The following is a 23,426-nucleotide window of genomic DNA, read 5'->3' on the forward strand; positions in this document are numbered from 1 at the left end:
CGCTCAATCCTCGCTCCGAAACCTGCGTCTCCGGCCACGGCATCGCATCCGCCTGCAAGAGACGCGCAAAAAGGGCGCCGATCCGCTGACCGCAGTGGCAATTTAGTGAACCATATCAATTTCTTGCATGTGCGTGGTGCGCCCGGCGGGATTCGAACCCACGGCTCCCAGATTAGCAAATGGGAGGGCCGCGGGCGGGCGTCGCGGACACGTACCAGCGTTACGAGTATGAGGACGAACAGCGCGAAGCCTTGAACACGTGGGATCGGCACGTAGCTGCAATAGTTCTCGACGCTCGCGAACCTCGGCCAGGTTGAATTGGCTGACGCGTCGTAAATGACCATAATTGGCCGATTCTGGTATCAATGCGGTTCGGATGCGATCCACAAGTTGGACGAAGGTTGGATCGTTGATGCTTGGATGCGCGGGTAACTCCCGATACCTCCCATCACTGTCAACGAGCCTCACGCATGCACGCTTGATGCCAAGAAGAAATACTGTAGGTCCAAGGGTGCACCGGTGCCGGTCCGCTATCACGCTATGGTTCCGTCCATCACGCGCCATCAGATTGCCAAGGTCAATATGGTAGAAAATGGTCGGAGCCCTTCGCTCTTCCTTGCAGGCGTAGCAGCGGTAACGATCGGAGTGATCGCCCATGCGCCGATGTTCTGGATGGGCCGCGACATGGGATTCCGCATGAGCGGAATGCCGATGGACGGTCTTATGATCGCGGGGATGGTGCTTGTCGCGGCGGGTGTCGGAATAGCAGCATGGGGACTGCTTCCCCCCAATATTGCCCGGCAGGTTGCGGAGGCTAATCGTCTGTCTGTTTCGGCGCCAGAGGATGCCCCGCTGTCACCCGCCCATTGGCGACTGATGGCAGCGCTGGCCCTCGCGCTTGTCATCGATATCATGAAACCGGCAAGTCTTGGATTTGTCATTCCCGGAATGATGGACGAATATGGGCTGTCACGCGAAGCCGTTTCGCTCGTCCCGTTTGCGGCCCTTGTCGGAACGGTAACCGGGTCGATCGTCTGGGGCGCCATTGCGGACGTTTACGGTCGCAAGGCGACGATCCTTCTTTCTGCCGTCATGTTCGTTGGCACGTCGGTTTGTGGAACCATGCCCTCCCTGGCCTGGAACATTGCCATGTGTTTCATGATGGGCGCGGCGGCGGGCGGCATGCTGCCCGTGAGCTATGCGCTGCTCGCCGAAATGATGCCCAGTCCTCACCGGGGCTGGAGTCTTGTACTCGTGGGCGGCCTTGGCGCAGCCGGTGGTTACGCCGCCGCGAGTCTCGTTGCCGCGTGGCTCGAACCGCTGCTGAGTTGGCGAATTTTATGGCTGGTCAATCTGCCGAGCGGCCTTGCCCTCGTTGCGCTTGGGGCGCTCATCCCGGAGTCGGCCAAGTTCCTCATGGCGCGCGGACGGCACGCAGAAGCGCGGCGGGTCATGGCGCGTTTTGGATCAGGTGTGCGAACCGCCGAGCAAGCGCCGCCGCGCCCGCAACCGGCAACTCGACGATCCGGAATTGCGGGCGGCATGGCGGCATTGAACCTCACGGCGATTGCATGGAGTCTCGTCAATTTCGGCTTGCTGCTATGGCTTCCTGCCGAACTGGTGGCGCGGGGATACAGCGTTTCATCGTCGAGCCGACTGCTGGCCGATTCCGCGCTTGTCGCGTTTCCCACGGTGCTTTTCGTTGCCTGGCTCTATCACGCATGGAGTACGAAATTGTCGCTCCTTGCTGCGTCGCTTGCGACGCTTGCAGGGCTTGGCGGGATGCTCTGGTTTGCGCTTGTCGACGCGGCATCACCGTTGCTGCCGGCTGCACTTCTCATCATCGGGAGCAATGCCATCATCGCTATGTTGCTTCCCTACAGCGCCGAGAATTTTCCGCTGAAGGTCCGCGCCCGGAACACCGGCTGGGTCGCGGCATCGAGCAAATTGGGAGGCGTTTTTGCGACGGGTCTCGCAATATTCGCAATCGTCCCGTCGCTGAGGGCGAGCATATTGGCAATTATGCCGGTGCTGGCCGTCGCGATCATTCTCCTCGCCCGTTATGGCCGCGAAACCCGCGGAACCGACCTGCGCGATCTCGACCCTCAAGGGCATATATTCGATAAGGCCGGCCTTTGAACGGTGGGTCGGCGTATTTCACCCGTCGCGTCGACCAGAAAGGTCGCCTGAGGCGCGCCGCACGCGCATGGCGGCAGATGACGCGCTGTACCAGGCCAAGGATGGCAGGCGCATTCGCATAGAGTTGCATGACTGTTTTGCCGCAAATGGGCGGACCAGCGGGCGGCGACCAACCGGATGGTCGCCGCCCGATTTTTCGTTCAAGCGGCGGCTGGTCGCCTTGCATAAATGCCAAAGCAGGCGATGACGGCATAGCAGAGCGCGGGTAGCAGCAATGCCGTGGCGAGGTTTCCGGTCAGATCGGCAAGCGCGCCGGTCGCGAGCGGAACGACCGCGCCGCCAAAGATCGCGACATTGATGATCCCCGACCCGTCGGCCGCGCGGCGCCCGAGCTTTTCGCACGCGAGGCTGAATATGGTGGGGAACATGATCGAATTCATGAGCCCGATCGCAAGCAGCGTATTCGCCGCCATTTCGCCGCTGCTGTTCGACGAGACGAGGATCAGGGTGATCGCGCCTGCCGCGACGCTGGCGAGCAGTTTTCCGGGGCTGACCAGTAGCATCGCCAGCGACCCGATGAATCGACCAGCCATCGCTCCGCCCCAGTAGAAGATGATCATCCAGCCGACGACCGCCTCGGGCTCGCCAAGCACACGCTCGAGCGCCAGATAATTGATGATCAGCGAGCCGATCGACACTTCGGCGCCGACATAGAGAAAAATGCACAGCGCGCCGAAGCCGAAGCGCGGGCGCTTGATCAGGTCGAGCCCGGCAAGACCCGCGCTTTCCTCGTGCTTTTCTCCCTTCAGCCGGTTGCGGAACATCCACACCGCCGCTGCGACCACCGCGAGCGCCGCCGCTATGCCCAGATAGCCGTTGACGATCGCCTGGCTTTCCGCGGTGCGATAGGCGTCAAGGGCCGCGCCCGACAGCTCGTCGGCGCTGACCGTCGCGAGACTGCCGAGGATCAATGTCGCGCCAAAGAAAGGAAAGACCGTCGTGCCGAGCGAATTGAACGCCTGCGCAAAGGTCAGACGGCTGTGCGCCGTTTCCGGCTTGCCGAGCAGCGAGATCAGCGGATTGGCGACGACCTGCACGATAACCACCCCGCTCGCGAGCACGAACAGCGCGAGGAGGAAGAGTCCGTAAACCGCCTGTTGTGACGCCGGGATAAACAGCAGGCAGCCGACCAGCATCGTCAGAAGTCCGGCCACTGCACCGCGCATGTAACCGATCTTCTTGACCAGCTTTGCGCCCGGAATTCCGATTACCAGATAGGCGGTGAAAAAGCAGAACTGGATCAGCATCGCCTGGGTGTAGTTGAGCGTGAACAGCTCCTTGAGTTTCGGGATCAGGACATCGTTGAGGCTGGTGATGCCCCCGAAAATGAAGAACAGCCCCATGACGAACAGGCGCAATTCGGGCGCGTCGACATGCGTCCCCTCGCCTTCGATGGCGACGGGATCGGTGCTGGATGAAATGTCGGGCGCCAGAGCCATCGTCTCTCTCCTTCTGGTTTGGTTGCAAAGTGGCGGAATTTTATTCCGCTTCGGAAGGACAGGATGACGCCGTTCCGGCCTCAACTCGTGCCGCAAGCAGTGTCAGCACCAGACGATCATGCCCCGCAAGGGTGAGCGGATTTCCTACCCGCTGGAGATCGGCGCCGCGATCGGCAAAACAGCGCAGAGGTATCCGCAGCGACGATACATTGCCCGCGCGAGCGGCGCCGATCCAATCGGTCACATCGACAGCGGCATTTCCGAGTGAGACGCTCACGCGATCCTCACCTATGGCATCGACGCGAATATCGAGGCGCAACGCCATGTCCTGGTCGAGATGACGTGTAAGATCGGCGTTCGGCCCCGCAATCTGGACGGTTCCCGGTCCCGACCATCGGAACTGCTTGCCGTCTTCCTGCGCCATAACGTCTACCGACCTGACGGAAATCATCGCATTCGGACTGACTGCCAAGGCGGATTCGACGGGCCTCACACCGCCATCGTCTCCGATGGTCATCGTCCAGGGGGTACGCGCACGTCCGCCGGCAAAGAAATTCTCAAGATTGAGCGCTGCTGCGACGTCGATGCCGGGGTCTTCGGACAATATTCCGACCATGGCAGGGGCATCGTAGCGAAGTCCGTATCCGATCGGAAACAGCGCATCTGAAACGGGAGAAACCGCCGTCGCCGGCCAGGCGAAGGGCAATGTGCCGCTGAAATCACGTGTCGGCTTGCCGTCACGGCGGGCGACCAGCACGTCGGCCACACCCGCCCCCTGCGAGCCCGGCAGCCATGCCGCAACAAAAGCGTCGGCGGCATTGATCTCGGGATTTGTGAAGAGCGGACGCCCCGATATGAAGACCGCAACGACGGGAATCCCTGCCTCCTTCAGACTTTTGAGCCGGGCAAGATCGACAGGATCGACCGGTTGGTAGTCAAGTGTCGGCACATCGCCCTGAAACTCGGCGTAAGGCTCCTCGCCGAATACGTAGATCGCTACGTCAGGTTTGGTTGCAAAGCTTCCGTCAATCGAAAGTGTCGCCTTGCCTCCAGCCTCGCGGACCGCCTTCGCCACTCCCTCCCAAATGGTCTGGCCGTTGGGAAAATCGTCGCGGGTTACGTCGGTACCTTGCCAGCTGATCGTCCAACCACCCGATTGCATCGCCATATTATCGGCCGCCGCGCCGGCCACGAGCACACGCGCGCCTGGCCGAATGGGAAGCAAGTTGCCGTTATTCTTAAGGAGGACGAGCGATTTGGCGACCGCCTCGCGTGCAACGGCCAGATGGTCCGGCGCACCGATCTTCGAGGGATCCGCTTGGACAGCCCGACCATCGTCGAAAAGTCCCAGCTTGAACTTCACCCGCAGAATCCGGCGGACTGCATCGTCGAGCCGCGCCGCCGGAATGGTCCCCGCCTTCGCCTGTTCGAGGGTCGACGCGTAAAGTCCCTTCCAGCTGTCGGGGGCCATGAACATATCCAGTCCCGCAAGGATCGATTTCGGACAATCGGTAACGCTGCAACCGGGAACCTGCCCGTGGCCGTTCCAGTCGCCAACGACAAATCCTTCAAAGCCCATCCGCTTCTTGAGGATGGTGGTGAGGAGGTCTTCGTTGCCGTGGTGTTTGGTGCCGTGCCAGCTTGAAAAGCTTGCCATGACCGTTAGCGCTCCAGCGTCGATCGCTGCCGGATAGCCCTGCGCATGCACGGCCACGAGTTCGGCCTCGCCGATTTTCGCATCGCCCTGATCCTTGCCAAGCTCGGTTCCACCGTCGGCCAGAAAATGCTTTGCCGTGGCAGCGACGCGGTCCTTCGCGATCGTCTGTTCCGGCACGAGCGATCCCTGCAGTCCCAGGGTCATGGCTTCTGCGTATCGAGCGACGAGATGCGGATCGGCCGCATAGCCTTCATAGGAACGGCCCCAGCGCAGGTCGCGCGGCACGGCAAGTGTCGGCGCAAAGGTCCATTCGATACCACTTGCCGCAATCTCGGAAGCCGTGATTTCGCCGATGCGGCGAATTAGACCGGGATCACGCGCCGCACCGAGCCCGATATTGTGCGGAAAGACCGTCGCACCCGGAATATTGTTATGACCATGGACGGCATCGATCCCAAAGATAATCGGCACCGCGACGCCGTTGGCGCGCGGCCGTAGCGAGGCCGCACGAAATTCGCCGACGAGACGAGCCCAGTCGGCGGCGGTTGAACGCTCGTTGCCATATGGACCGCTATTGCCCCCGGCGAGGATTGAACCAAGCGGATAGGTTTCAAGATCTTCAGGGGTGATCGCGCTAATGTCGGCCTGGATCAGCTGCCCGACCTTCTGTTCGATTGTCATACGCTCGAGAAGCGCGTCGATCCGGCGCTCGGTCGAGGCATTGCTGATCGCGTGGGGGCTGCGTGCAGCGGGCCAGATTTCCGGATGGACCCGCATCGCCTTGTCTTCCGTCGCGACAGCTGCGCCCGCGGTCGCGGCAAGCAGGAATGCAAGGGCCGCTCCTGTTGATTTCAGCCGCATCGTCTCTCCCTTTTGATCATTGTGAACGTTCTCATAACTGACTGTCAGAAACGCCGTCCAAAATCAAGGGGGCTAGGTGCGATCGGGATTGCGACGCGAAATCGTCGCTAAAATCAGCGTCGCGACCACGGTCAATCCGGCAAGCAGCAGGAACAGGACCTCAAACCCAAAACCGGGGACGACCGACAGCGTCAGAAGCGGCATGATGAGAGAAGGAAGCGTGTTGGTCAGATTGAAGATGCCGAGATCACGTCCACGGCGGTCTGAACGGGGGAGGATACGGAGCGTCTGGCCGGCATGCAATGCAAGGAATACAGTCGTGGCGATCCCGAAGAGGAGATAGGCGAGCTTGGCGAAGTCGGCCGAGTTGGCCAGTGCCATGGCAAGCATGCCTGCTGCTGAAATCGCACTGCTGACCATCAAAGGCAGAAAGGGACGACCGTTACGGTCGGACCAGCGCCCCAGGTAAAGGGCAATCGGAATAGCAACGGAAACCGCGATCCCGAACAGTTGTGCCTTTTCGTTGTCGCCCATGTCAGGGTCGATCGATCTGAACCAGAAATAGAGATAGGCGAACAGCGCGGCCTCGGAAATCTGCACGAGAAAACGTGCGAGCCACATGCGAACCGCAGGTCCTTTCGGCAGGACGTCGATGCGCCCGTCGGGACCGATCGACGGAGGACGCGTGAGGTCTTCGAAACGGCGTGGACGAGCGAATACCGTCGCGGGCAGCACCGCGCAGCTGATCAGCAACGCTAATGTGAGAAGTCTCGTCTCGAAGGTGACAAGAACCGACAGGGTGACGAGCGCTCCCGACCATGCCCCTAGCGCCGGAGCAAACGCAAGCAGCCCACCAAGCAGGCCTTTCTGGTCGTCAGGGACGAGATCTCCACCCCAGGCCGCGAGCGGTCCAAGCATCATGTTCAGCGAAAACTGCCAGCAAATAATGATGGCGAGGAGCGAGACGATATCCTTTGCCAACGGCATCGCGAGCAGTAGGGCCACCGTCAGGAGAAGACCGGTCAATATCCACCCTCGCCGATTCCGGGTCACGTCGCTCAGCCAGCCAAAGAATATGCCGCCTATGCTTGCTGCAATCGCGCCGGCGAAAGTCAGAAATCCAAGCCATTCGACATCGGCGGCGCCCGCAAGCTCCGCAACGCGCGAGGGAAGCAGGATCGTCAGAAAGGGAACATAGGCCATGGTCCCGCCGGCGACCGCCAAGGCATAGAGCAGCATGAAGACGAGCGACTGATGGCTGCGCTGGGCCGGGTCCCGGCGCGCGAAATCATCCCTGTGCATGCGCCGCCGTTGACTCGCGCGCGACGAAGCCGCCTTCGACCACCACGGGCTGCAGCGGTAGCCCCTCGCCTCGCTGCGCCTTGATGATCAGTTCAACGGCGCGCGACACCGTTTCTGCGACAGGTTGGTCGACCGCGGTAAGCGTTGGCCGGGTAAAGCGGACGATCGGGGTATTGTCGAAGCTCACAAGCGAAAGCCGCGACGGAACGTCGACGCCCTGCGCGCGCGCAGCCTCGAGCGCGGCAAGCGCCATCTGGTCATTGCTGGCAATGATGGCGGATGGAGGGTCGGGGAGGTCCAGAAGCCGCCGCGCTGCAACAGCACCCGATTCATACGTAAAATCGCCTCGCGCCATGAGTCCGCCTATTTCCAGGCCCTGGGCCTGCATCTCGCTTTCCCACCCGTCGACACGCCACTGGCTTAGCGGATATTCATCCGAACCCGAAATGAAAGCAATGCGTCGATGACCAAGGTCGATGAGGTGACGCGTTGCGCGGCGTGCCATTCCTTCATCGTCCATCACCAATGCGAATCCGGCCCCTTCGCTCCGCGATCCGATCCGCACAAATGGTATACGCTGTCGCTCAAGAAGCTTCACGATCAGCGGGTTGTCGGAATGGGGAGGCGTCAGGATCACGCCGTCGGGCTGCAGCGCCGCGATGGTCGCACGAAGTTCGCGCTCAACATGGTCACTATGCGTATCGACGAGTTCAAATATAAGCCGGTAGCCATATTCGGCACATTTGAGCATACCGCCGAGCAGCATCTGGTCCACCCAATCGGTACCCTGCCTTGCCGTCCAGTCAGCGATGGTACGATCGCGGTCGTTTATCGCAAGTATGAGGTAGGAGCGCGATCCGCTCATCCTGCGAGCGGCGATTGATGGCACATAGCCGAGCTTGTCGATCGACGCCTGGACGCGTCGCTTCATTGCCGAGCGCACGTTGGGTTCATCGTTGATCACGCGGCTGACGGTTTGCAGCGACACGCCGGCATCGGCTGCCACATGCTTGATCGTCACCGCTTGGCGGCGTCTCGCCATCTACTATTTGCCCCTTTCAGCCGGTTGGCCAGTTGCGGGGCTAACGTCTGTGCCTCCGATTTGCCAGACCCGAACCCAATCGATCTCCATTCGCTTGGGATATCCGCCGAGACCTACGCCGCCTAGCCCCCGAGACTCGGCGAGCCGTCCACCGATCGCGAGGTTGAGGATGAGATGGAACGGCTGGTCGAAAGGTGCTGTCGGGCGATCCGAGGCGGTTGTCGACCATTCGCCAAGCCTGCGTTCGGCAAATGTCCGGCCGTCCACTTGCCAGACCATGCGATCAGGATACCAGAAAAGTGCATAGGTATGAAAATCGCCGTCAAGCACGTCGGGGAACGCCATTTCATCGCCCTTGTGCTTGTTTCCGGGCCATTCTCCACCAAAATGGAGTGTCCCCAATATCCTGGTTTCACGACCCCCGGGACAGGCATCACAGGTCACACCAAGATTCACCGCTTCGAGGATGTCGATCTCGCCCGACGCCGCCCAGCCCCCGTAAATATCTTCCTCCGGGAGCATCCAGATGGCAGGCCAGGTGCCCTGTCCTTGCGGAAGACGGGCACGCACCTCGATCCTGCCATAGGTCCACGAGGCCTTGCCGCGCGTGGTTAGCCGGGCAGAGCTGAATTCACGCGTCACGTCGGCCGCCGGACTTGGCGACTGTTTTCGCATGCGCTGCGGGAGTGCGGGCCCCCTAACCTCTTCGCGGCGCGCGGTGATCACCAGACTGCCATTCTCGATCGTGGCATTGCGGGCGCTGGCCGTGTAACATTGCCGCTCGTCATTGCCCCCGCCCCAGCAATCGACGTCAAAACCCCACTTCGCAGGGTCGAGCGTTTTGCCATCGAATTCGTCCGACCAGACCAGTGCCCAGCCATGCTGCTCCGGCTTCGCGGGGGGCGCCTGCCCAGCCTCCAGAGCGAGCGCGATGACCAAAGCCAATGTCATGCGTTTTGCGGTTCGCCGGCCGCGCAATATTGAGCGATATACGCGTCGTGAGCGGGCAGGTTCGCCACCGTGCGGGTGACGCCGTCGCGTAACATCGCGAGAAATGATTCAAGTTCTTCTGGAAGAAGTTTGGCGGCGATCGGATGGTAGCGCTGCGGAGTGATGCCCTGGCCCATCATCACCTGAACCCAACTATTCTCGACAAAAAGCTCTTCGTTCTTGCGGAACACCCTGCCGGTTTCGCGAAACAGCTCGATCTTCTGTTCGAGGCTCGGCGGGACCGGCATCGCCGCGCACTGGCGCCAGAAGGGAGAATCGCGCCGATCGGTCACCTTGTAGTGAAGGATGAGAAAGTCGCGGATCTGTTCCATGTCGGCAAACTGCTGGTCGTTGAACTCGGCAATGTCGCGATCACTCACCGGCCCGGAAGGCAGCATCCGGATGAGGCGCAATACCGCGCGCTGGATCAAGTGAATCGACGTCGACTCAAGCGGCTCCATAAATCCGCCCGACAGCCCCACGGCCACGCAGTTTCGATGCCACTGTTTGCGCCGTGCCCCGGTGCGATACCCTATGACGTTGGGTTCCGTCAGCACCTCACCCTCGACGGAAGCGAGGAGCCGATCGAGCGCTTGGCCCTTGCCAAGATAACGGCTGCAATAGACGATTCCATTGCCCTGACGATGTTGCAACGGGATGCGCCATTGCCAACCGGCATCATGTGCGATCGCCCGCGTATAGGGGATGGGCGGCGCCACACTCGCCGTTTGCACGGCAATCGCGGAATCACAGGGTAGGTAATGGGTCCAGTCGTCGAACCCGGCATGCAGGGCGCCTTCGATCAATAGCGCACGAAAGCCCGTGCAGTCGATGAACAGATCCCCTTCCACCCGCCGATCGCCATCAAGCGCCAGCGCGGCAATATCGCCGCTTGCACCATCGAGTTCTACAGCGGCGATCCGCCCTTCGATGCGCTTGGTGCCATCCTTCTCGGCGCGCTTGCGCAAAAAGGCGGCATAAAGCGCTGAATCGAGTTGGTAGGCGTAGTTCATGCGGTCGTCGGGCAGATGGGCGAACTTGCCCGCGAGCGCAGCCTTCAGCTCCAGGCAATAATCATCATAAGCTTGGTCGTGCCCGCGGGTCAGGCCATGAAGCCAGAAATGCTGGAAGCCTGCCGACCAATGATCTTTGCCCGTGGTTCCGAAGGAATGGAAATAGCTGCTGCCGACATCCTTCCAATTCTCGAACTTGATACCGAGCTTGAACGTCGCCTGGGTCGCGCGCATGAATTCGGCTTCGTTTATCCCGATCAGTCGGTTGAACAGGACGATCGGCGGAATTGTGCTTTCGCCAACGCCGATCGTGCCGATGGCATCGGATTCGACCAGCGTCAGGTCGATGGCCGCGCCCAATGTGCCGGACAAAGCTGCCGCGGTCATCCAACCTGCGGTGCCGCCGCCGGCAATGACCACCTGGAGCTTGGCGGAAGGACCGGTCATACGCGTCATCGGGACAGGCTGCGTAGCAGCCGCGCGCGGATCTGTCCCGCGCTGTGCGGTGTGAGCGGCGCAAGAATCCCGCGCGCATCGGGAGGCAGATGCTGAGTCACTTCGGCTCCATTGGCGAAAACATAATGATCGAACAGCGCGCGCCAGCGCGCCTTATCTGCATCCGGCAGATCGCGCAGTGCGAGGATCGCGTGAAACAGCGCATCTTCCGGCTTTCCAAGGAAACTGGGGGCATCGCTCCACCAATAATTGACGAGTATGTTGAACGGCGCGAGGCCTTCGACATGATGCCACCAGAGAGAAGGTATGAAAATGGCGTCGCCCGGCGCGAGGTCCGCGACCTGGGCGCACTCAAGGGCATTGCGAAAGCGAGGGTGGAGAGAAAAGTCAGGCGCCGCAAAATCGACCATGCTGACAGGACGACCAGCTGGGGTATTTTCAAGCGGCCCAAGATAGAGATTGGGAAATTCTTCAGGAGGAAACAGGGTGAATCGCCTCCGCCCCGTCGCGCAGATCGCGAGATTGTGGGGCACGTCATTGTGCGCGGCGATGCGTGTACGTCCGCCGATCCAGACACTTTCGATCGGAACGCGATTCCCGAGCGGCAACCGGTTTTCTTCGCGCAGACCGTCGAAATATCCATCCATGTCGATCGACGAGAGATAGATGACCGGCGCGTCGGGTTTGCCGATATTGGCAAGGATTCCGTCGATTATTTCGCCGAGCGGACCCTGCGCCATCCTGAAATTCATTCCCATCTGTGCATCGTAGAAAAGCCGGTCACCGCCGCCCGGCTCGCCGATATTGACAGGAAAGCTGCGCGGACGCGCGTGTTCAACCAGATAGTTGCGCACCATAGCATCGCCTGCATTCGCCGCCTCGACCAACGGCCAATGCGCCGCAAGACCGCGCACGACGAAGGGTTTTTGCGCTTCGGACAATTTGGCGTCGAGTGCGCCAGGCGTGACGAGCTGTTCGGGGACCCGAGGGAGACCGTCCAAGAGGCTTTCCCCTTCAGCCATCATTTCGCGAAGCGCGGCGGCGCGCAAGTTTACCAAGGTTGCCGAGCGAGGCGAGCGCCATGAACAGCGGAAGCAGATGCCCTGCCGCATGCAACTCGCTTATGGCGCCGGGTTCAAGCGCACGCAGTCTGTCCTCGTTAATCAGCTGGTAACCGACCAGCCGGTGCTCGCCGCCGCCCTCGCGGGGGACGTCCAGCGCGAAGGGTTCGAGCAGTTCATAGCGGTCGAGCGCCGCGAAAAACGCCGCACTCGCCCGATGTCCCTCATCAAGCTCGGCGAGCATGGACATGACCTGTTCGAGATAGGGTGTCGGACGGCCTGCATCGTCGAACACGCGAACTCCATCCCCCCCGCTCGCGATGCGCGGATGGTCGAGGTCGATATGTACCTGTGCCTGTGCACCGCCATCGCGCGAACGCCCGATGAGAAATGGCTGGATCGCCAGCGCCATCGGTTTGGCGGGAGCGAGCCAGTCATCCCCGTCGAGAAACAGGTTTTCGCCCTTTTCAAACCCCATGAGTGCGAGCGCGGAAAAGCTGCTTCGCTCTCGATCGTAGTGGAACAATATCGGATAGTCGGTCGCCAGGCGGCGAAACTCATTGGGAACCGCGAGGCACGCCATGACTTTGTCGCCAAATTCCGACCCTGTCCTCGTATGGACACGCAACTCGGCATGGTCGGCCGGATTGAGGATTTGGTGGTTGCTCATCGACATTAAGGCTTTCAACTCGATGCGGGCTGCGCCGCAAGCGCTGCGAGATAGGCGCGGTTCGCTGGCAGCGCGGCAACCAGTGTGCGAGCACGCTCGGATATGTCAGCCAGGCGGGCGGATGCGTCCGACCGACCGCGAGGCGCCGACGCCGTTTCGCCTGGACGCATGCCATAGAGCACATATTGTTGGCTTGCGGCTGAAAAGACTTCGTCGATCTGCGGAAAATCCCAAGTCGATGGAGGCTGGTCTTGCCAAAGGGCAAGCTGCTCGGCGAGCCGGGGGGGGATCGTCGTGGGATCGCGCTGTGCCTGCCAATAGGGTTCCTTGCGCCGGCTCAGCACATAGTGGAGCTTGAGGAAGTCGACAATGCGTTCCCAGCGATAGCGAAAAAGCGCATCGAAGCGCCGCGCATGAATGTCCATTGAGGCGCGACTGGCCGGGAAATTGTCGGCAAGCGCCCGCAACGAAAGTTCGATCATGACGATCGCCGAAGCCTCCAGCGGCTCGATAAACCCTGCAGAAAGTCCGATGGCGATGCAATTGTTCTGCCAGAACCGCGCCCGGTACCCCGTACGAAAGGACAAGCCGCGCGGCGTCAGCCTGGCTGCATCGACTTTGGGCATGTGCGCCGCGATATAATTGCGCAGCACCGCATCGGCCTCGGCATCATTCATGAAGCGTGCCGCATAGACGCAGCCGACCCCGCGTCGCGTCGGCAGCGCGATGTCCCAGATCCAGCCGGCCTCATGCGCGGTGCCGACTGTTTGCGAAGCGATGATATTGTCAGCTTCGGTGGGCACCTGCACCACAAGCGCGCGGTCATTGAACGAAACATCCGAGCGATCGATCCATTCGACGCCAAAATGCCCGCCGATGAGAAGGGCGGCCTGTCCGCTGCAGTCGACAAAGAGGTCGCCCTCGACCGACGCGCCATCGCGCAGCGTAAGCGACATGATATCGCCGCCGCTCCCGGCGACGGTTCCGGTAACTTCGGCGGCAATATGCGTCACACCGAGGCGGCTTGTCGCGTGGCGTGCGAGCAGCTGCGCAAACTTCCCCGCGTCGAGGTGATAAGCATAATTCACGGTTCCGGCATAATCGGGCATTGCCGGGTGACGCGGGGCAAGGTCGCGTTCGCAGATCGCAGCCTGCGGCGTCATTGCCGCAGCAAAGGGCATGACGGGCTCGCTGGTCCGCCAGCCCGCCAACAGGTCACGCATGTCGCCGTGCGGCGGCGGCGAAAACGGGTGGAGATAGCGGTCGCTGGGTGCACCATCGACCCAGCCGCAGAATAGGGACCCCTGTTTGAACGAGGCGTCGCACGCGCGCAAGAATTCGGCTTCCGCGATGCCGACCGTCGCCAATGTCTCGCGCATTGTCGGCCATGTACCCTCGCCCACGCCGATCGATGCGATGTCGGGCGCCTCGATCAAGGTGATCGACAGATCGGGCCTGCGCGCGGCAAGGACGCAAGCCGTCAGCCAGCCGGCCGTCCCTCCTCCCACGATCACCACATTTTGAATCGAACGCTCCATTGCGCTTTCAGATATCCGACATTGACGAGGAAACAAAACAATGGGGCCGCACTGCAGAAGCAATGCGGCCCATCGTCATCACTACAGTCTGTGGGTCACGCCGGCTTCATCAGAAGGTGAAGCGGACGCCTGCCGAATAGCGCGCATAGCCTGGCGCCGCGAAAAATATGGCGCGATCGTTGCGCCGAACCCCGGTTCGGTCGGCGTTGGTTATGTTGATGCCTTCGACAAATGCCGTGAGACCCTCGCGGAATTCATAGCTCAGGCTGGCGTCAAACTGGCCATAGGACTTGATATAATAGGGGTCCTGATCCTTCCCTGACAGGAACCGGTCGCGCCAGTTGTAGGCTATGCGAGCCTGCAGGCCGCCCTTGTCATAATAGAGCACGGCATTCGCGCTGTCGCTTGCGCCTGGCACCGCGAACTGCGTCGTGGTCCACGGCAGTGTGTTGTCAAACGCCGTATCGCTGTTGACGATCGTGTAATTGAGGATTGCACCGAAGCCCGTGTCCCAAAAATTGTGCTGGATTGCGAACTCCCAACCCCACAACCGCGCCTGCTGGTCGCTGTTCGACGGCTGGGTAAAGGTGAATATGACGTCGGGATCGCCCGAGCGACCCGCAATGCCGCCCGCGGTGCCAACGCCGGCCACATAGTCCGCCGGGCGATTGGCCTGCACCCAGGCGACGATCTGGTCGAAGGTCGCATTCGGCCCGATCGCCTGGCGTGCCGCGGTGGCAGCAGCGCCTTGCGAAGGGTCGGGCAGGTCGAACAAGGGAGTCTGGGTCGTGTCGTTTGCAATGAAGTTGCTGACCTTCTTGTTGAAGAAGCCCACCGACACGTAGCTGCCGCGGTCATAATACCATTCCGCAGACAAATCGACGTTCTTGGATTTGTAGGGGAGCAATGCCGGATTGCCTGCGCTTGCCTGGCTGCCGCCAGCGCCGACGCGGAGCGGCTGTGCGAGCGTGATTCCGCCCTGCATGCTGGCATAGTCAGGACGGGTAATCGTGTGACTATACGATGCGCGCAGCTTCACATTTTCAAATGGCGACAGGTCGAAATCGATCGCGGGAAGCCAATTTTCATACTCGCCCTTAAGCGTGGTGAAATCGGTGCCAGGGGTTTTGACAAGACTGATTTCGTTCTGCGCGACCCAGATCGTGCCGGTCGGAATCTCGGCGAGCGCGCGCGACGTGACCTTTGTCTTTTCGTAGCGCAGCCCAAGGCGCAGATTGGCCCTAGCTTCACCCAGATCGAAGCTGTGGAAGCTTTGCACCCACGGCGTGATCGACTTTTCGAGGATGCGGCGGTCGGTTGAATAGGGCGCAAGGCAGGTGTCGCCCGGCGCAGCGTCGCAGATTCCAAGCCTGTCGTCGAGAAGCGAGATAAGCCCCTCGGTATCGATCAAGAAATAGGTCGGGATGATCCCCTGGCTGTTCGACCCGTTCATGCCGGCCAGGTCCGGCGAAAGTGCACGCGGAGTGAACAGCGAATCGGGCGTGTCGGCCGCCGAGAGCGTCCCGCCCCATGTGTCATTCTGGATGACACCGAATGCGGTGCGCACATCGTTTTCGATATAGCTGACACCGAAGTCGAGGCTCTCGATGAAGGAGGCATCAAAATCGAACCCGCCGCGCAGGCTGACCTGATCGATGGTATCTTTCATATAGGCGTTGCGGAAAGCATTGCCTGCCGGCCGAATATTCTCTGCCTCGACCTCTGATCCGGGGTGCATTGCGACCGAAATGACGGGCATATCGGTGGTGAAGTCGACGCGCTGGCTCGCCACGCCGAAGATCGCCGTACCGACGGCAATCCCGCTGCCATAGGGCGAAGTCGGCTTCGATTCCGCGGTGGAATGGTGAGCATCGAGTTCGAGGCGCAGCCCCCAGGGGCCTTCCCACTTGATATTACCGCCGAGCGAATGGTTGATATTGCGGTTCGATCCGACGGCGCCGGTTATCGCCAGATCCTTGCCTTCGGCTGCCAAGAAATTCTCGGCATAGAAGTTGGCGCCCGCCGCCGGACCGTCGGTCCAGCTGCTGGACGTGTCATTGTGATTGAACCATACCCCGATGCTGCTCTGGCGGCTTTCGAAGGTATTTTGCGCAAAGATGTAATCGAACGACACATCGAGCGTATCGGTCGGCTTGAACTGCAAGACCGCCTGGCCGTTGATCCGCTCGCGCTGGAAATCATAGAAATCATAGGCCGCGTTCTGCGGAACCTGGTAAATGTCGGTGGGACCAGGCCGGTTCTCGATGTTCGCAAAACGCGGGTCACCCGGTTGCGCCAGCGTACCCCAGTTGTTTTCCGCGCCCGTATAGCCCGGCCGCCAATTGCCAACAGTGAATTGCGCTTGGCCGCCATTGCGCTTTTGATAAGAGCCTGCGAGCAGAATGCCGATCGTGTCGTTCGCAAAGGTCTTGCTGACGATGCCCGAAATTTCAGGCGTTATATCGGTTCCGTATAGCTGAGACGTATCGTAAACGCCCTTGACGCCGATGCTGCCTTTAAGTCCGGGACGATCCAGCGGACGCGGCAGCTTTATGTTGATCACCGAACCTATGCCGCCCGTGGGCAACGACGCGCGACCCGACTTGTAGACTTCGACCCCGGCGACACCCTCGGCGGCGAGGTTGCCGAAATCGAAGCTGCGCGTCGAGGGCGCCGAGAAACCGTCACCTAGAGTTGACGTAGGCATCTGCCTGCCGTTCACCACGACAAGATTGAACTCGGGACCGAAGCCGCGAACCGTAACCGTCGAGCCCTCGCCACTCGCCCGGTCGATCGACACGCCGGTGATGCGCTGGAGCGACTCTGCAAGATTGGTATCTGGGAACTTGCCAATATCTTCGGCGGAAATAGCATCGACAATGCCCTGCGCATTGCGCTTGATATCCTGTGCCTGCTCAAGGCTCGCACGGATACCGGTGACAATGATCACATCTTCTTCATTGTCTCCCGAGGCCGACGTATCCTGCGCAAATGCCGGCTGCGCCGCTACACCTATCGCGAGCAGCGAGGCGCTCATCGCCAAGCGACCGAAATTGAGCTTCCGCGAATCATTCATTGGCGAATTCCTCCCCAGGACTATGCGTTTGCGCACGGTTGCCGCGCTAATTGTGAACGTTCACCTAAATGATAACGTTCACTTCGTCAAGCGCTGTCGTGCTGATCGCAGCGTCCAGCAAAGCGGCGGCCTGCGATCTTTGCCCGAACCGCCTACGCGCGATCCGCCCTGCGCGAAGCCGGGCATGCGGCCCGCATCCTGATCGAGGCCTGCGGCGACATTACAACACTGTTCAGCCGCACAACTCGCTGGGATACCGCCACCGGCGCCGGAGACCGCTCCATCGCCAGTGTTGCCGTCCGGTTCCGCTTCGCTCCACTTACGGCCAACGCCAGCGATGGAGGCGTCAATGCACTAACATTCCGCCCGGGCCACTTGGTGGGATCCGATCAAGTTGGGGCCTGCGAAATCGCCGAGTCCGGCTCACCACCTGTGGGGGAAATATAGGGCGCGCGCCCCCAAGGCTCCGAGCATTGTCGGCACCGCCGAGTTTCCAGCGTCTATCGTGAAGCGCGATCTGCGCTCAAACTACGAGAGCTTGCCCGTTCTAACGGAATTAGTCGCGCAAGCGCGTCTCGGTGCAAGCGACGAAAGAATGACCTCTTTCAGGCATTGTACAATGGTGACTTAAAGGACCGACACGAGGCGCGAAGCTGACGCAGGAACGACGCTGCCGCAAATCTGTGATTGCTATGAGATTGCTGGTGCAAGTAGCCTACGTTCGCTTCGGTCAAAAACTCTCCAGAACTGAGGGATCTTTCGAATGCCCAAGTCTGCAAGACCTCAGTTAAAGAAGTCTTGGGACCAGATTAATGTAAGTCATTGAAAAATGGTGCGCCCGGCGGGATTCGAACCCACGGCCCCCAGATTAGGAATCTGATGCTCTATCCTGCTGAGCTACGGGCGCGCCGCGGTTCGTTTAGCGGCGCGGAGCGGGCAGCGTCAATCAGGCCGCTCAATTCACCGCGTCGGGCGGCGCGATCGGGACGAGCAGTGGCAGCGCCGCAATCCCGTCGTCGTGAAGCGCCTGCACCTCGTCGGGCGACGCCTGGCCGTGGATCAGATCTTCGGGCGCACGTCCTTCATGCATGGCACGCGCGGCGTCCGCGAATTCGCGGCCGACCCAGCGCGACTGGGGCAGAAGCTCGGCCTGCTTCGCCGCGATCTCGGCAACCACGCGGCGGACAAGTTCGGGCGAGAGCGGCGTATCGCCCGACGTGGTGGGTGTGGCGGGTGCTGATACAGCACGGCTGTTCGACTTGGCACCGACGCGCGGCGCCATCACTGCCTTTTTGATATCGCCGTCGCCGCACACGGGGCAAGCGATCAGCCCGCGTTGCTGTTGTTCGGCAAAACTCTCGCTGCTCGCGAACCAAGCCTCGAACCGGTGATCGCCGGCCGCACAGCAAAGATCAAAGACAATCACGGGTCAGGCCGATCCCAGCAATGTATCGAGCGCCCCGCCCGCGTCGAGCGCCGCGAGGTCGTCGCTGCCGCCGATGTGGCGTCCGTCGATGAACACCTGCGGAACCGTCCGCCGTCCGCCCGCGCGCTCGACCATCGCATCAAAGCCGGCGCGGTCCATGGTCACGTCGATTTCCCGATATTCGGCTCCCTTCTTGTCGAGCAGCGACTTGGCGCGCGTGCAGAAGGGGCAGAGGAATTTCGTATAAACTTCAATCTTCGCCATTTGGCTTACCTGTCATCCTTTCGTCATTGATATCGGAATCCAACGACGCAAAGTCAAATATGTTGCCAGTCATCAGAGATTCGGGAACGACGCGCGCCCATGTCAGTGCCGACACGCGCGCGGCGCCGCTGCGGCGCAGAACGCGCGCCGCGGCGCGCAAAGTCGCCCCGCTGGCATGGACATCGTCGATCAGCACGACATGGCGTCCGGCCGCGCGCGCCTTGGCATGCGGCGCCAATGCGAAGGCGCCCGCAACGATGCGTTCACGCTCGCGCCGCCGCTTGCCGCGGAGCGATGCGGTCGATTTGGTGCGCAGGAGCAGCCGGTGGTCGCACTCGGCGCCCGTCAGCCGCGCGAGCGCATCGACGACGAGTGCCGCCTGGTTGAACCCCCGCGACCAGAGCCGCCAGCGATGCAGCGGCACCGGCACAAGGAGCATCGCGTCGACTGGCCCCAGCGCCGCAAGCCGCCGCGCCATGAACTGCGCCATCAACTGCGCGTGCCCGGTGCGTCGTCCATATTTGAGACGTAGCGCCACGGTCCGCGCGATCTTCCCATAGGCGACCGCTGCGGGGGCACCGTCGAACGGCGGCGGGTCGGCAAGGCATGCGCCGCACGACAGCGGCGCCGCTGCCAGCGCAGTGGGCAACGGAATCGAACATTGCATGCACGCCGGACCGTCGAGAAAATCGAGCGCCGACCAGCACTCAAGGCAAAATTGCCGGTCGGCGCCGACGATCACGCCGCACCCCGGGCAACGCGGCGGCAGCGCGTAATCGACGAGCGCGGACGCCGCAGCGCGCAGCGCACGCCACAGGTCAGGCGCCCGTGTCACCCCGGCGATTTCGGCGTCCCCCGCTGCCGTGTCCATCAGGGGCTTGTGAAGCATCGCGTGCGACGGCACAAGCGCGCGCATGGCGCATCCCCCTGCCCCGCTTTTTTCGACCGCACGCCTCCGCGCGCAGCGCGACCGGATGGGCGTCCAGCCCGCCGAAGCGAACTTCCTTGCGCCGATCATCGCCGAAACCTTGCTCGACCGGCTTGCGATGGTGACGCGCCCGTTGCCGCGCGTCCTGCTCATCGGCGCACACGATGCCGCTCTCGCTGACCAGTTGCGTGCTGCGGCAAACACGCTAACGCTATTCGAAGCGGGGCCGCGCCTCGCCGCCGCACGCGGTGCCTTGGTCGGCGAGGCCGATGCGATCGATCTGCCGTTCGAAAGCTTTGACCTGATTGTCTGGCCGGGCGGCCTCGAAAGCGTCAACGACGTGCCGGGCGCTCTCGTTCGCATGCGCGCGCTGCTCGCACCCGACGGGCTGCTTCTGGGCGCTTTCGTCGGCGACGGCAGCCTTGCGCGACTACGGCGCGCGCTGGTCAGCGAGGGTGTTCGTTCAGTCGCGCGCCTGCATCCCCAAATCGACCTATCGGCGATGGGCAATCTGCTCCAGCGGACCGGTTTTGCGCTTCCTGTCGTCGATGTCGACGCACTGACGGTGCGTTATGGCGATTTTTTTGCGCTTGTCCGCGACCTGCGCGCGGCCGGCCTGTCGAACCAGATGGCCGCCGCACCGCCGCCCTTGACGCGCGAGGAGGCCGCGCTGGTCGCTGCCGCCTTTGCTGCGCAAGCCGATCCCGACGGCCGGACCGCCGAACAGTTTCGAATTGTCCATTTCAGCGGTTGGGCACCGCATCCCGACCAGCCGAAGCCCGCACGCCGCGGCAGCGGTACGGCGTCGCTGGCCGACGCGCTGAAATCGAAGGATTAAACCAGCGCTTCCAGAAGCCCGATGAGCGGCTTGTCGGCAGGCGGCATCGGCAGGCTGTGCAATTCGACGGGGCGGACCCAGCGCAGCGCGCTCGCGTGCTGCGCGGTGGGCGCCCCCCGCCATTTGCGGCAAACATAGACGAGCAGCAACAGGTGCTGATCGCCGAGGGTGTCACTTGCAAAACAGGCTGGCGCAAGGCACGCCGCCTCGACATCGATCGCCAGTTCCTCGTGCAATTCGCGGATCAGAGCCGCTTCGGGCGTTTCGCCAGGCTCGATCTTGCCGCCCGGAAACTCCCACAGCCCCGCCATCGGCTTTCCCTCGGGACGCTGCTGAACGAGCAGCCGACCGTCGCGATCGACGAGCGCCGCCGCGACTACAATGAGACAATTATTCGGCGGATTTCCGCCATTTTCTACGGACAAATTGTTAACCTTCCTGTGCGATTGTCGGCAGCCTCGGGAACTATCACTTCAGTTAGGGGTGGAACAATGCGCAACATTATCAGGCTGATGCGGTCGACCAGGGCCGCCACAGCCGTCGAATATGGGCTGATTCTGGCGCTCATCTTTATGGCGGCGCTGGGCGCCATGACTGCGGTCGGTGAATCGGCGATCGCCATGTGGAACAATGTGTCCGACACGACAGCCGACGCCATAGGCCGCTGAAATGTCCGAATTCGGGACTTCAACCAGCGATTTGCCCGTGTTGGCATTAAGTTTTTCAAAACCAATTCCACTTAAACCGGCCAGTGTTGACCACGACCAGACTGTCAACAGGGTAAGTGACTTGTCAGGAGACCAGACATGAAGTTCATCAAAAAGTTCGTTCGCGACACCAAGGCCGCGACCGCCATCGAATATGGCCTGATCGCCGCTCTCATCGCCGTTGCCGGCATCACCGCGATGACCGCGGTCGGCGAAAGCGTCAGCGGTACGTTCAAAGAAGTCAAGGATGGCCTCGATAAGTAAGCCATTCGCGTCGCCGCACTCGATCGCGGCGCACGAACGATAAAGGAAAGGGCGGTGGAGCAATCCACCGCCCTTTTCGATTCTTCCCATGTCGGGCGCTTGGCCTCAACGGTTGGCGTAAACGACGATCTTGACCTTTTGCCCCGGCGTCAGTCGGCTCCCCGCATTCAACCGGTTGAGCACCTGGAAGCGTTCGGACTGATAGTTGGTGTAGGCCATGCGCCGCGACAGGCTCGCTACCGTATCGCCGCTTTGCACCGTTACCACATCGATCCGCCGCGGACGTACCGCCGACGCCTCGCTCGCGCTCAGCCGCCGGACGCTGTTGAACATCGAATTGAACGTCCCCGCACCGCCCGCTTTCGTCAGCGCCACGAAATGAAAGGCGCTGCTGCCCGAAAATTCATAGGCAAAGACGGTGACGTCGACCTGTCCCGACTGGGTATTCGCGCGCGCGACCGAATAATAGGCGGGAATGCCGCCCACCGTCGTGCGCTGGACCGTCCCCGGCGACAGCGTCGTGTTGCCCGCCACCACGCGAAAGGCCGACGCGATATAAGCGTTCATGTCGCCATTATAGGCGCCGGTCGTGAATTGCGCCTGCCCGCCGTTGCCGCTGACGGTCACGGCGGTGGTGCCATTCTGCATCCCATAGCCGTTCGGGACGGTGAAGCGCAGCCGCAGGTCGGGATGGATGAACTCGCGTCCCTCGACCACGCCCTGCGCCGGGTCGTCGCCATAGAGCACACCGTCGACCGACGCGAGGAAGGTGTCGGCATTGCGCATACCGCCGCTGCCGCCGAAGCGCTGCGCGAGCGTCTGCGCGTTGCGGACGCGCGATGCCGGATCGGGGTGCGTACTCGCCCATTCCGGGAGCGAGCGCGCATCGCCGCCCGACAGGCGCGCCTCGAGGCTCGTCTGGTTCGCAAGGCTCGCCAGCATCGTCGACAGCGCGAGCGTGTCATAGCCGGCGCTACGCAGATACTGGACGCCCAGCTGATCGGCTTCCAGTTCCTGTCCGCGCGAGAATCCAAGGGTCGCCAGCTGTGCGACCTGCATCGCATTGTTCTGGAGAAGGCCGCCGAGCCCGCCGAGCAGGCCACCCTGGTCGCCGATCGCGCCGCCCAGCACGGCGCCCAGCACACCGAGGATGGTGTTGCGTGTTGCCGCGCTCTGCCGCTTCTTGCTGTGCTGCGCCGCGACATGGCCGACCTCGTGCCCCAGCACCCCCGCCAGCTCGGCCTCGTCATTCATCAGCGCCATCAGCTGGCGCGTGACATAGATATATCCGCCCGGGATCGCGAAGGCGTTGTTCACCGGCGAGTTGAGCAAGGTGACGGTAAAATCGCTGCGCGCGTTCGAGAGCCCCGACTGCACCGCGATATTCTGGCCCACCCGGCCCACATAGGCCGTCTGCGACCCGCTATAGGCGCCCCCGAATTCCTGGAGCAACTGCGGGTGTGCATCGGCGCCCTGTTTGCGCTCGGCGGCCGAAATGGTCGTCGCCGTCTTTATTTCGCCGGTGGTGCGCGCATCGGCGGGGGCGGTCGCGCTGCCCCCCGCCATTGCGCATCCGGCAAGCGCGGCGACCATTGCGAGCGCCGTCATCGAGCGAGCCATCCGTGAACCTCCCAGTTTCGCGATCGTCATGTCTGTTTATCCCTGATTGCATGGGGCGCAAGCGGGGCGAGCAGG

At 61.8% G+C, this 23,426-nt stretch carries 19 protein-coding genes, 1 tRNA gene and 1 pseudogene; 5 read left to right on the plus strand and 16 right to left on the minus strand.

Annotated features, from left to right (window positions below):
- Window positions 1–582: 582 nt before the first annotated feature.
- The gene (locus tag JI743_RS07400; protein ID WP_201927554.1) at window positions 583–2,139 is read left to right on the plus strand and encodes an MFS transporter; all 1,557 of its coding nucleotides are present in this window, start codon (window positions 583–585) and stop codon (window positions 2,137–2,139) included.
- 200 nt (window positions 2,140–2,339) lie between these two features.
- Here the strand turns inward: JI743_RS07400 and JI743_RS07405 are convergent, their stop codons facing one another.
- The 10 genes from JI743_RS07405 to JI743_RS07450 all read right to left on the minus strand — a co-directional run bounded on the left by JI743_RS07405 (window position 2,340) and on the right by JI743_RS07450 (window position 17,304).
- Window positions 2,340–3,638 (minus strand): sugar MFS transporter, encoded by a 1,299-nt coding sequence (locus JI743_RS07405; protein ID WP_201927556.1) that lies wholly within the window; start codon window positions 3,636–3,638, stop codon window positions 2,340–2,342.
- Between the two features lie 40 nt (window positions 3,639–3,678).
- Window positions 3,679–6,156: a glycoside hydrolase family 3 protein gene (locus JI743_RS07410; RefSeq protein ID WP_201927558.1), complete on the minus strand. Its 2,478-nt coding sequence runs from the start codon at window positions 6,154–6,156 to the stop codon at window positions 3,679–3,681.
- A 72-nt stretch (window positions 6,157–6,228) separates the two neighbouring features.
- Window positions 6,229–7,458, minus strand: a complete 1,230-nt coding sequence (locus tag JI743_RS07415; protein ID WP_201927559.1) for an MFS transporter — start codon at window positions 7,456–7,458, stop codon at window positions 6,229–6,231.
- On the minus strand, window positions 7,445–8,500 hold the full coding sequence (locus tag JI743_RS07420; RefSeq protein ID WP_201927560.1) for a LacI family DNA-binding transcriptional regulator: 1,056 nt from the start codon (window positions 8,498–8,500) through the stop codon (window positions 7,445–7,447). Before JI743_RS07420 ends, JI743_RS07415 begins: the two co-directional genes overlap by 14 nt.
- 3 nt (window positions 8,501–8,503) lie before the next feature.
- On the minus strand, window positions 8,504–9,439 hold the full coding sequence (locus tag JI743_RS07425) for a glycoside hydrolase family 16 protein (protein ID WP_236659824.1): 936 nt from the start codon (window positions 9,437–9,439) through the stop codon (window positions 8,504–8,506).
- A gap of 8 nt (window positions 9,440–9,447) precedes the next feature.
- Window positions 9,448–10,950 (minus strand): tryptophan halogenase family protein, encoded by a 1,503-nt coding sequence (locus tag JI743_RS07430; protein ID WP_201928707.1) that lies wholly within the window; start codon window positions 10,948–10,950, stop codon window positions 9,448–9,450.
- 5 nt (window positions 10,951–10,955) lie between these two features.
- Window positions 10,956–11,981, minus strand: coding sequence for a cupin-like domain-containing protein (locus JI743_RS07435; protein WP_201927562.1), 1,026 nt, complete (start codon window positions 11,979–11,981; stop codon window positions 10,956–10,958).
- Window positions 11,974–12,690: a SapC family protein gene (locus tag JI743_RS07440; protein WP_201927563.1), complete on the minus strand. Its 717-nt coding sequence runs from the start codon at window positions 12,688–12,690 to the stop codon at window positions 11,974–11,976. Before JI743_RS07440 ends, JI743_RS07435 begins: the two co-directional genes overlap by 8 nt.
- 14 nt (window positions 12,691–12,704) lie before the next feature.
- On the minus strand, window positions 12,705–14,228 hold the full coding sequence (locus JI743_RS07445; protein WP_201927565.1) for a tryptophan halogenase family protein: 1,524 nt from the start codon (window positions 14,226–14,228) through the stop codon (window positions 12,705–12,707).
- Between the two features lie 109 nt (window positions 14,229–14,337).
- Window positions 14,338–17,304, minus strand: a complete 2,967-nt coding sequence (locus JI743_RS07450) for a TonB-dependent receptor (protein WP_201927567.1) — start codon at window positions 17,302–17,304, stop codon at window positions 14,338–14,340.
- 189 nt (window positions 17,305–17,493) lie between these two features.
- Here JI743_RS07450 and JI743_RS07455 point away from each other — a divergent pair.
- Window positions 17,494–17,662 (plus strand): annotated as a pseudogene (locus JI743_RS07455) (integrase core domain-containing protein); the annotation flags it as partial.
- 472 nt (window positions 17,663–18,134) lie between these two features.
- On the opposite strand, the gene JI743_RS07460 reads toward JI743_RS07455, so the two are convergent.
- The 4 genes from JI743_RS07460 to JI743_RS07475 form a co-directional block, all read right to left on the minus strand.
- A tRNA-Arg gene (locus JI743_RS07460) sits at window positions 18,135–18,211 on the minus strand.
- Between the two features lie 48 nt (window positions 18,212–18,259).
- Window positions 18,260–18,730, minus strand: a complete 471-nt coding sequence (locus JI743_RS07465) for a DUF1178 family protein (protein ID WP_201927568.1) — start codon at window positions 18,728–18,730, stop codon at window positions 18,260–18,262.
- Window positions 18,731–18,733: 3 nt separating this feature from the next.
- On the minus strand, window positions 18,734–18,994 hold the full coding sequence (grxC, locus tag JI743_RS07470; RefSeq protein WP_201927569.1) for a glutaredoxin 3: 261 nt from the start codon (window positions 18,992–18,994) through the stop codon (window positions 18,734–18,736).
- Window positions 18,981–19,910, minus strand: coding sequence for a ComF family protein (locus tag JI743_RS07475; RefSeq protein ID WP_201927570.1), 930 nt, complete (start codon window positions 19,908–19,910; stop codon window positions 18,981–18,983). The genes grxC and JI743_RS07475 overlap by 14 nt, the downstream gene beginning before the upstream one ends.
- On the opposite strand from JI743_RS07475, the gene JI743_RS07480 reads away from it, so the two are divergent.
- Window positions 19,909–20,760: a methyltransferase domain-containing protein gene (locus tag JI743_RS07480; protein ID WP_201927571.1), complete on the plus strand. Its 852-nt coding sequence runs from the start codon at window positions 19,909–19,911 to the stop codon at window positions 20,758–20,760. The genes JI743_RS07475 and JI743_RS07480 overlap by 2 nt on opposite strands.
- On the opposite strand, the gene JI743_RS07485 is transcribed toward JI743_RS07480, so the two are convergent.
- Window positions 20,757–21,185: a (deoxy)nucleoside triphosphate pyrophosphohydrolase gene (locus JI743_RS07485; RefSeq protein ID WP_201927572.1), complete on the minus strand. Its 429-nt coding sequence runs from the start codon at window positions 21,183–21,185 to the stop codon at window positions 20,757–20,759. The two genes, JI743_RS07480 and JI743_RS07485, sit on opposite strands and share 4 nt — an antisense overlap.
- A gap of 66 nt (window positions 21,186–21,251) precedes the next feature.
- Here JI743_RS07485 and JI743_RS07490 point away from each other — a divergent pair, with 66 nt between their 5' ends.
- Both JI743_RS07490 and JI743_RS07495 read left to right on the plus strand, forming a co-directional pair.
- Window positions 21,252–21,428 (plus strand): Flp family type IVb pilin, encoded by a 177-nt coding sequence (locus JI743_RS07490; RefSeq protein WP_201927573.1) that lies wholly within the window; start codon window positions 21,252–21,254, stop codon window positions 21,426–21,428.
- 138 nt (window positions 21,429–21,566) lie between these two features.
- Window positions 21,567–21,731 carry a Flp family type IVb pilin gene (locus JI743_RS07495; RefSeq protein ID WP_201927574.1) on the plus strand — a complete coding sequence of 55 codons (165 nt, stop codon included), beginning with the start codon at window positions 21,567–21,569 and terminating at the stop codon, window positions 21,729–21,731.
- 105 nt (window positions 21,732–21,836) lie between these two features.
- Here the strand turns inward: JI743_RS07495 and JI743_RS07500 are convergent, their stop codons facing one another.
- Window positions 21,837–23,339, minus strand: coding sequence for a M48 family metalloprotease (locus JI743_RS07500; RefSeq protein ID WP_201927575.1), 1,503 nt, complete (start codon window positions 23,337–23,339; stop codon window positions 21,837–21,839).
- Window positions 23,340–23,426: the final 87 nt, after the last annotated feature.

The sequence above is a fragment of the Sphingopyxis jiangsuensis genome (genome assembly GCF_016734905.1).
Classification (GTDB): Bacteria; Pseudomonadota; Alphaproteobacteria; order Sphingomonadales; family Sphingomonadaceae; genus Sphingopyxis; species Sphingopyxis jiangsuensis.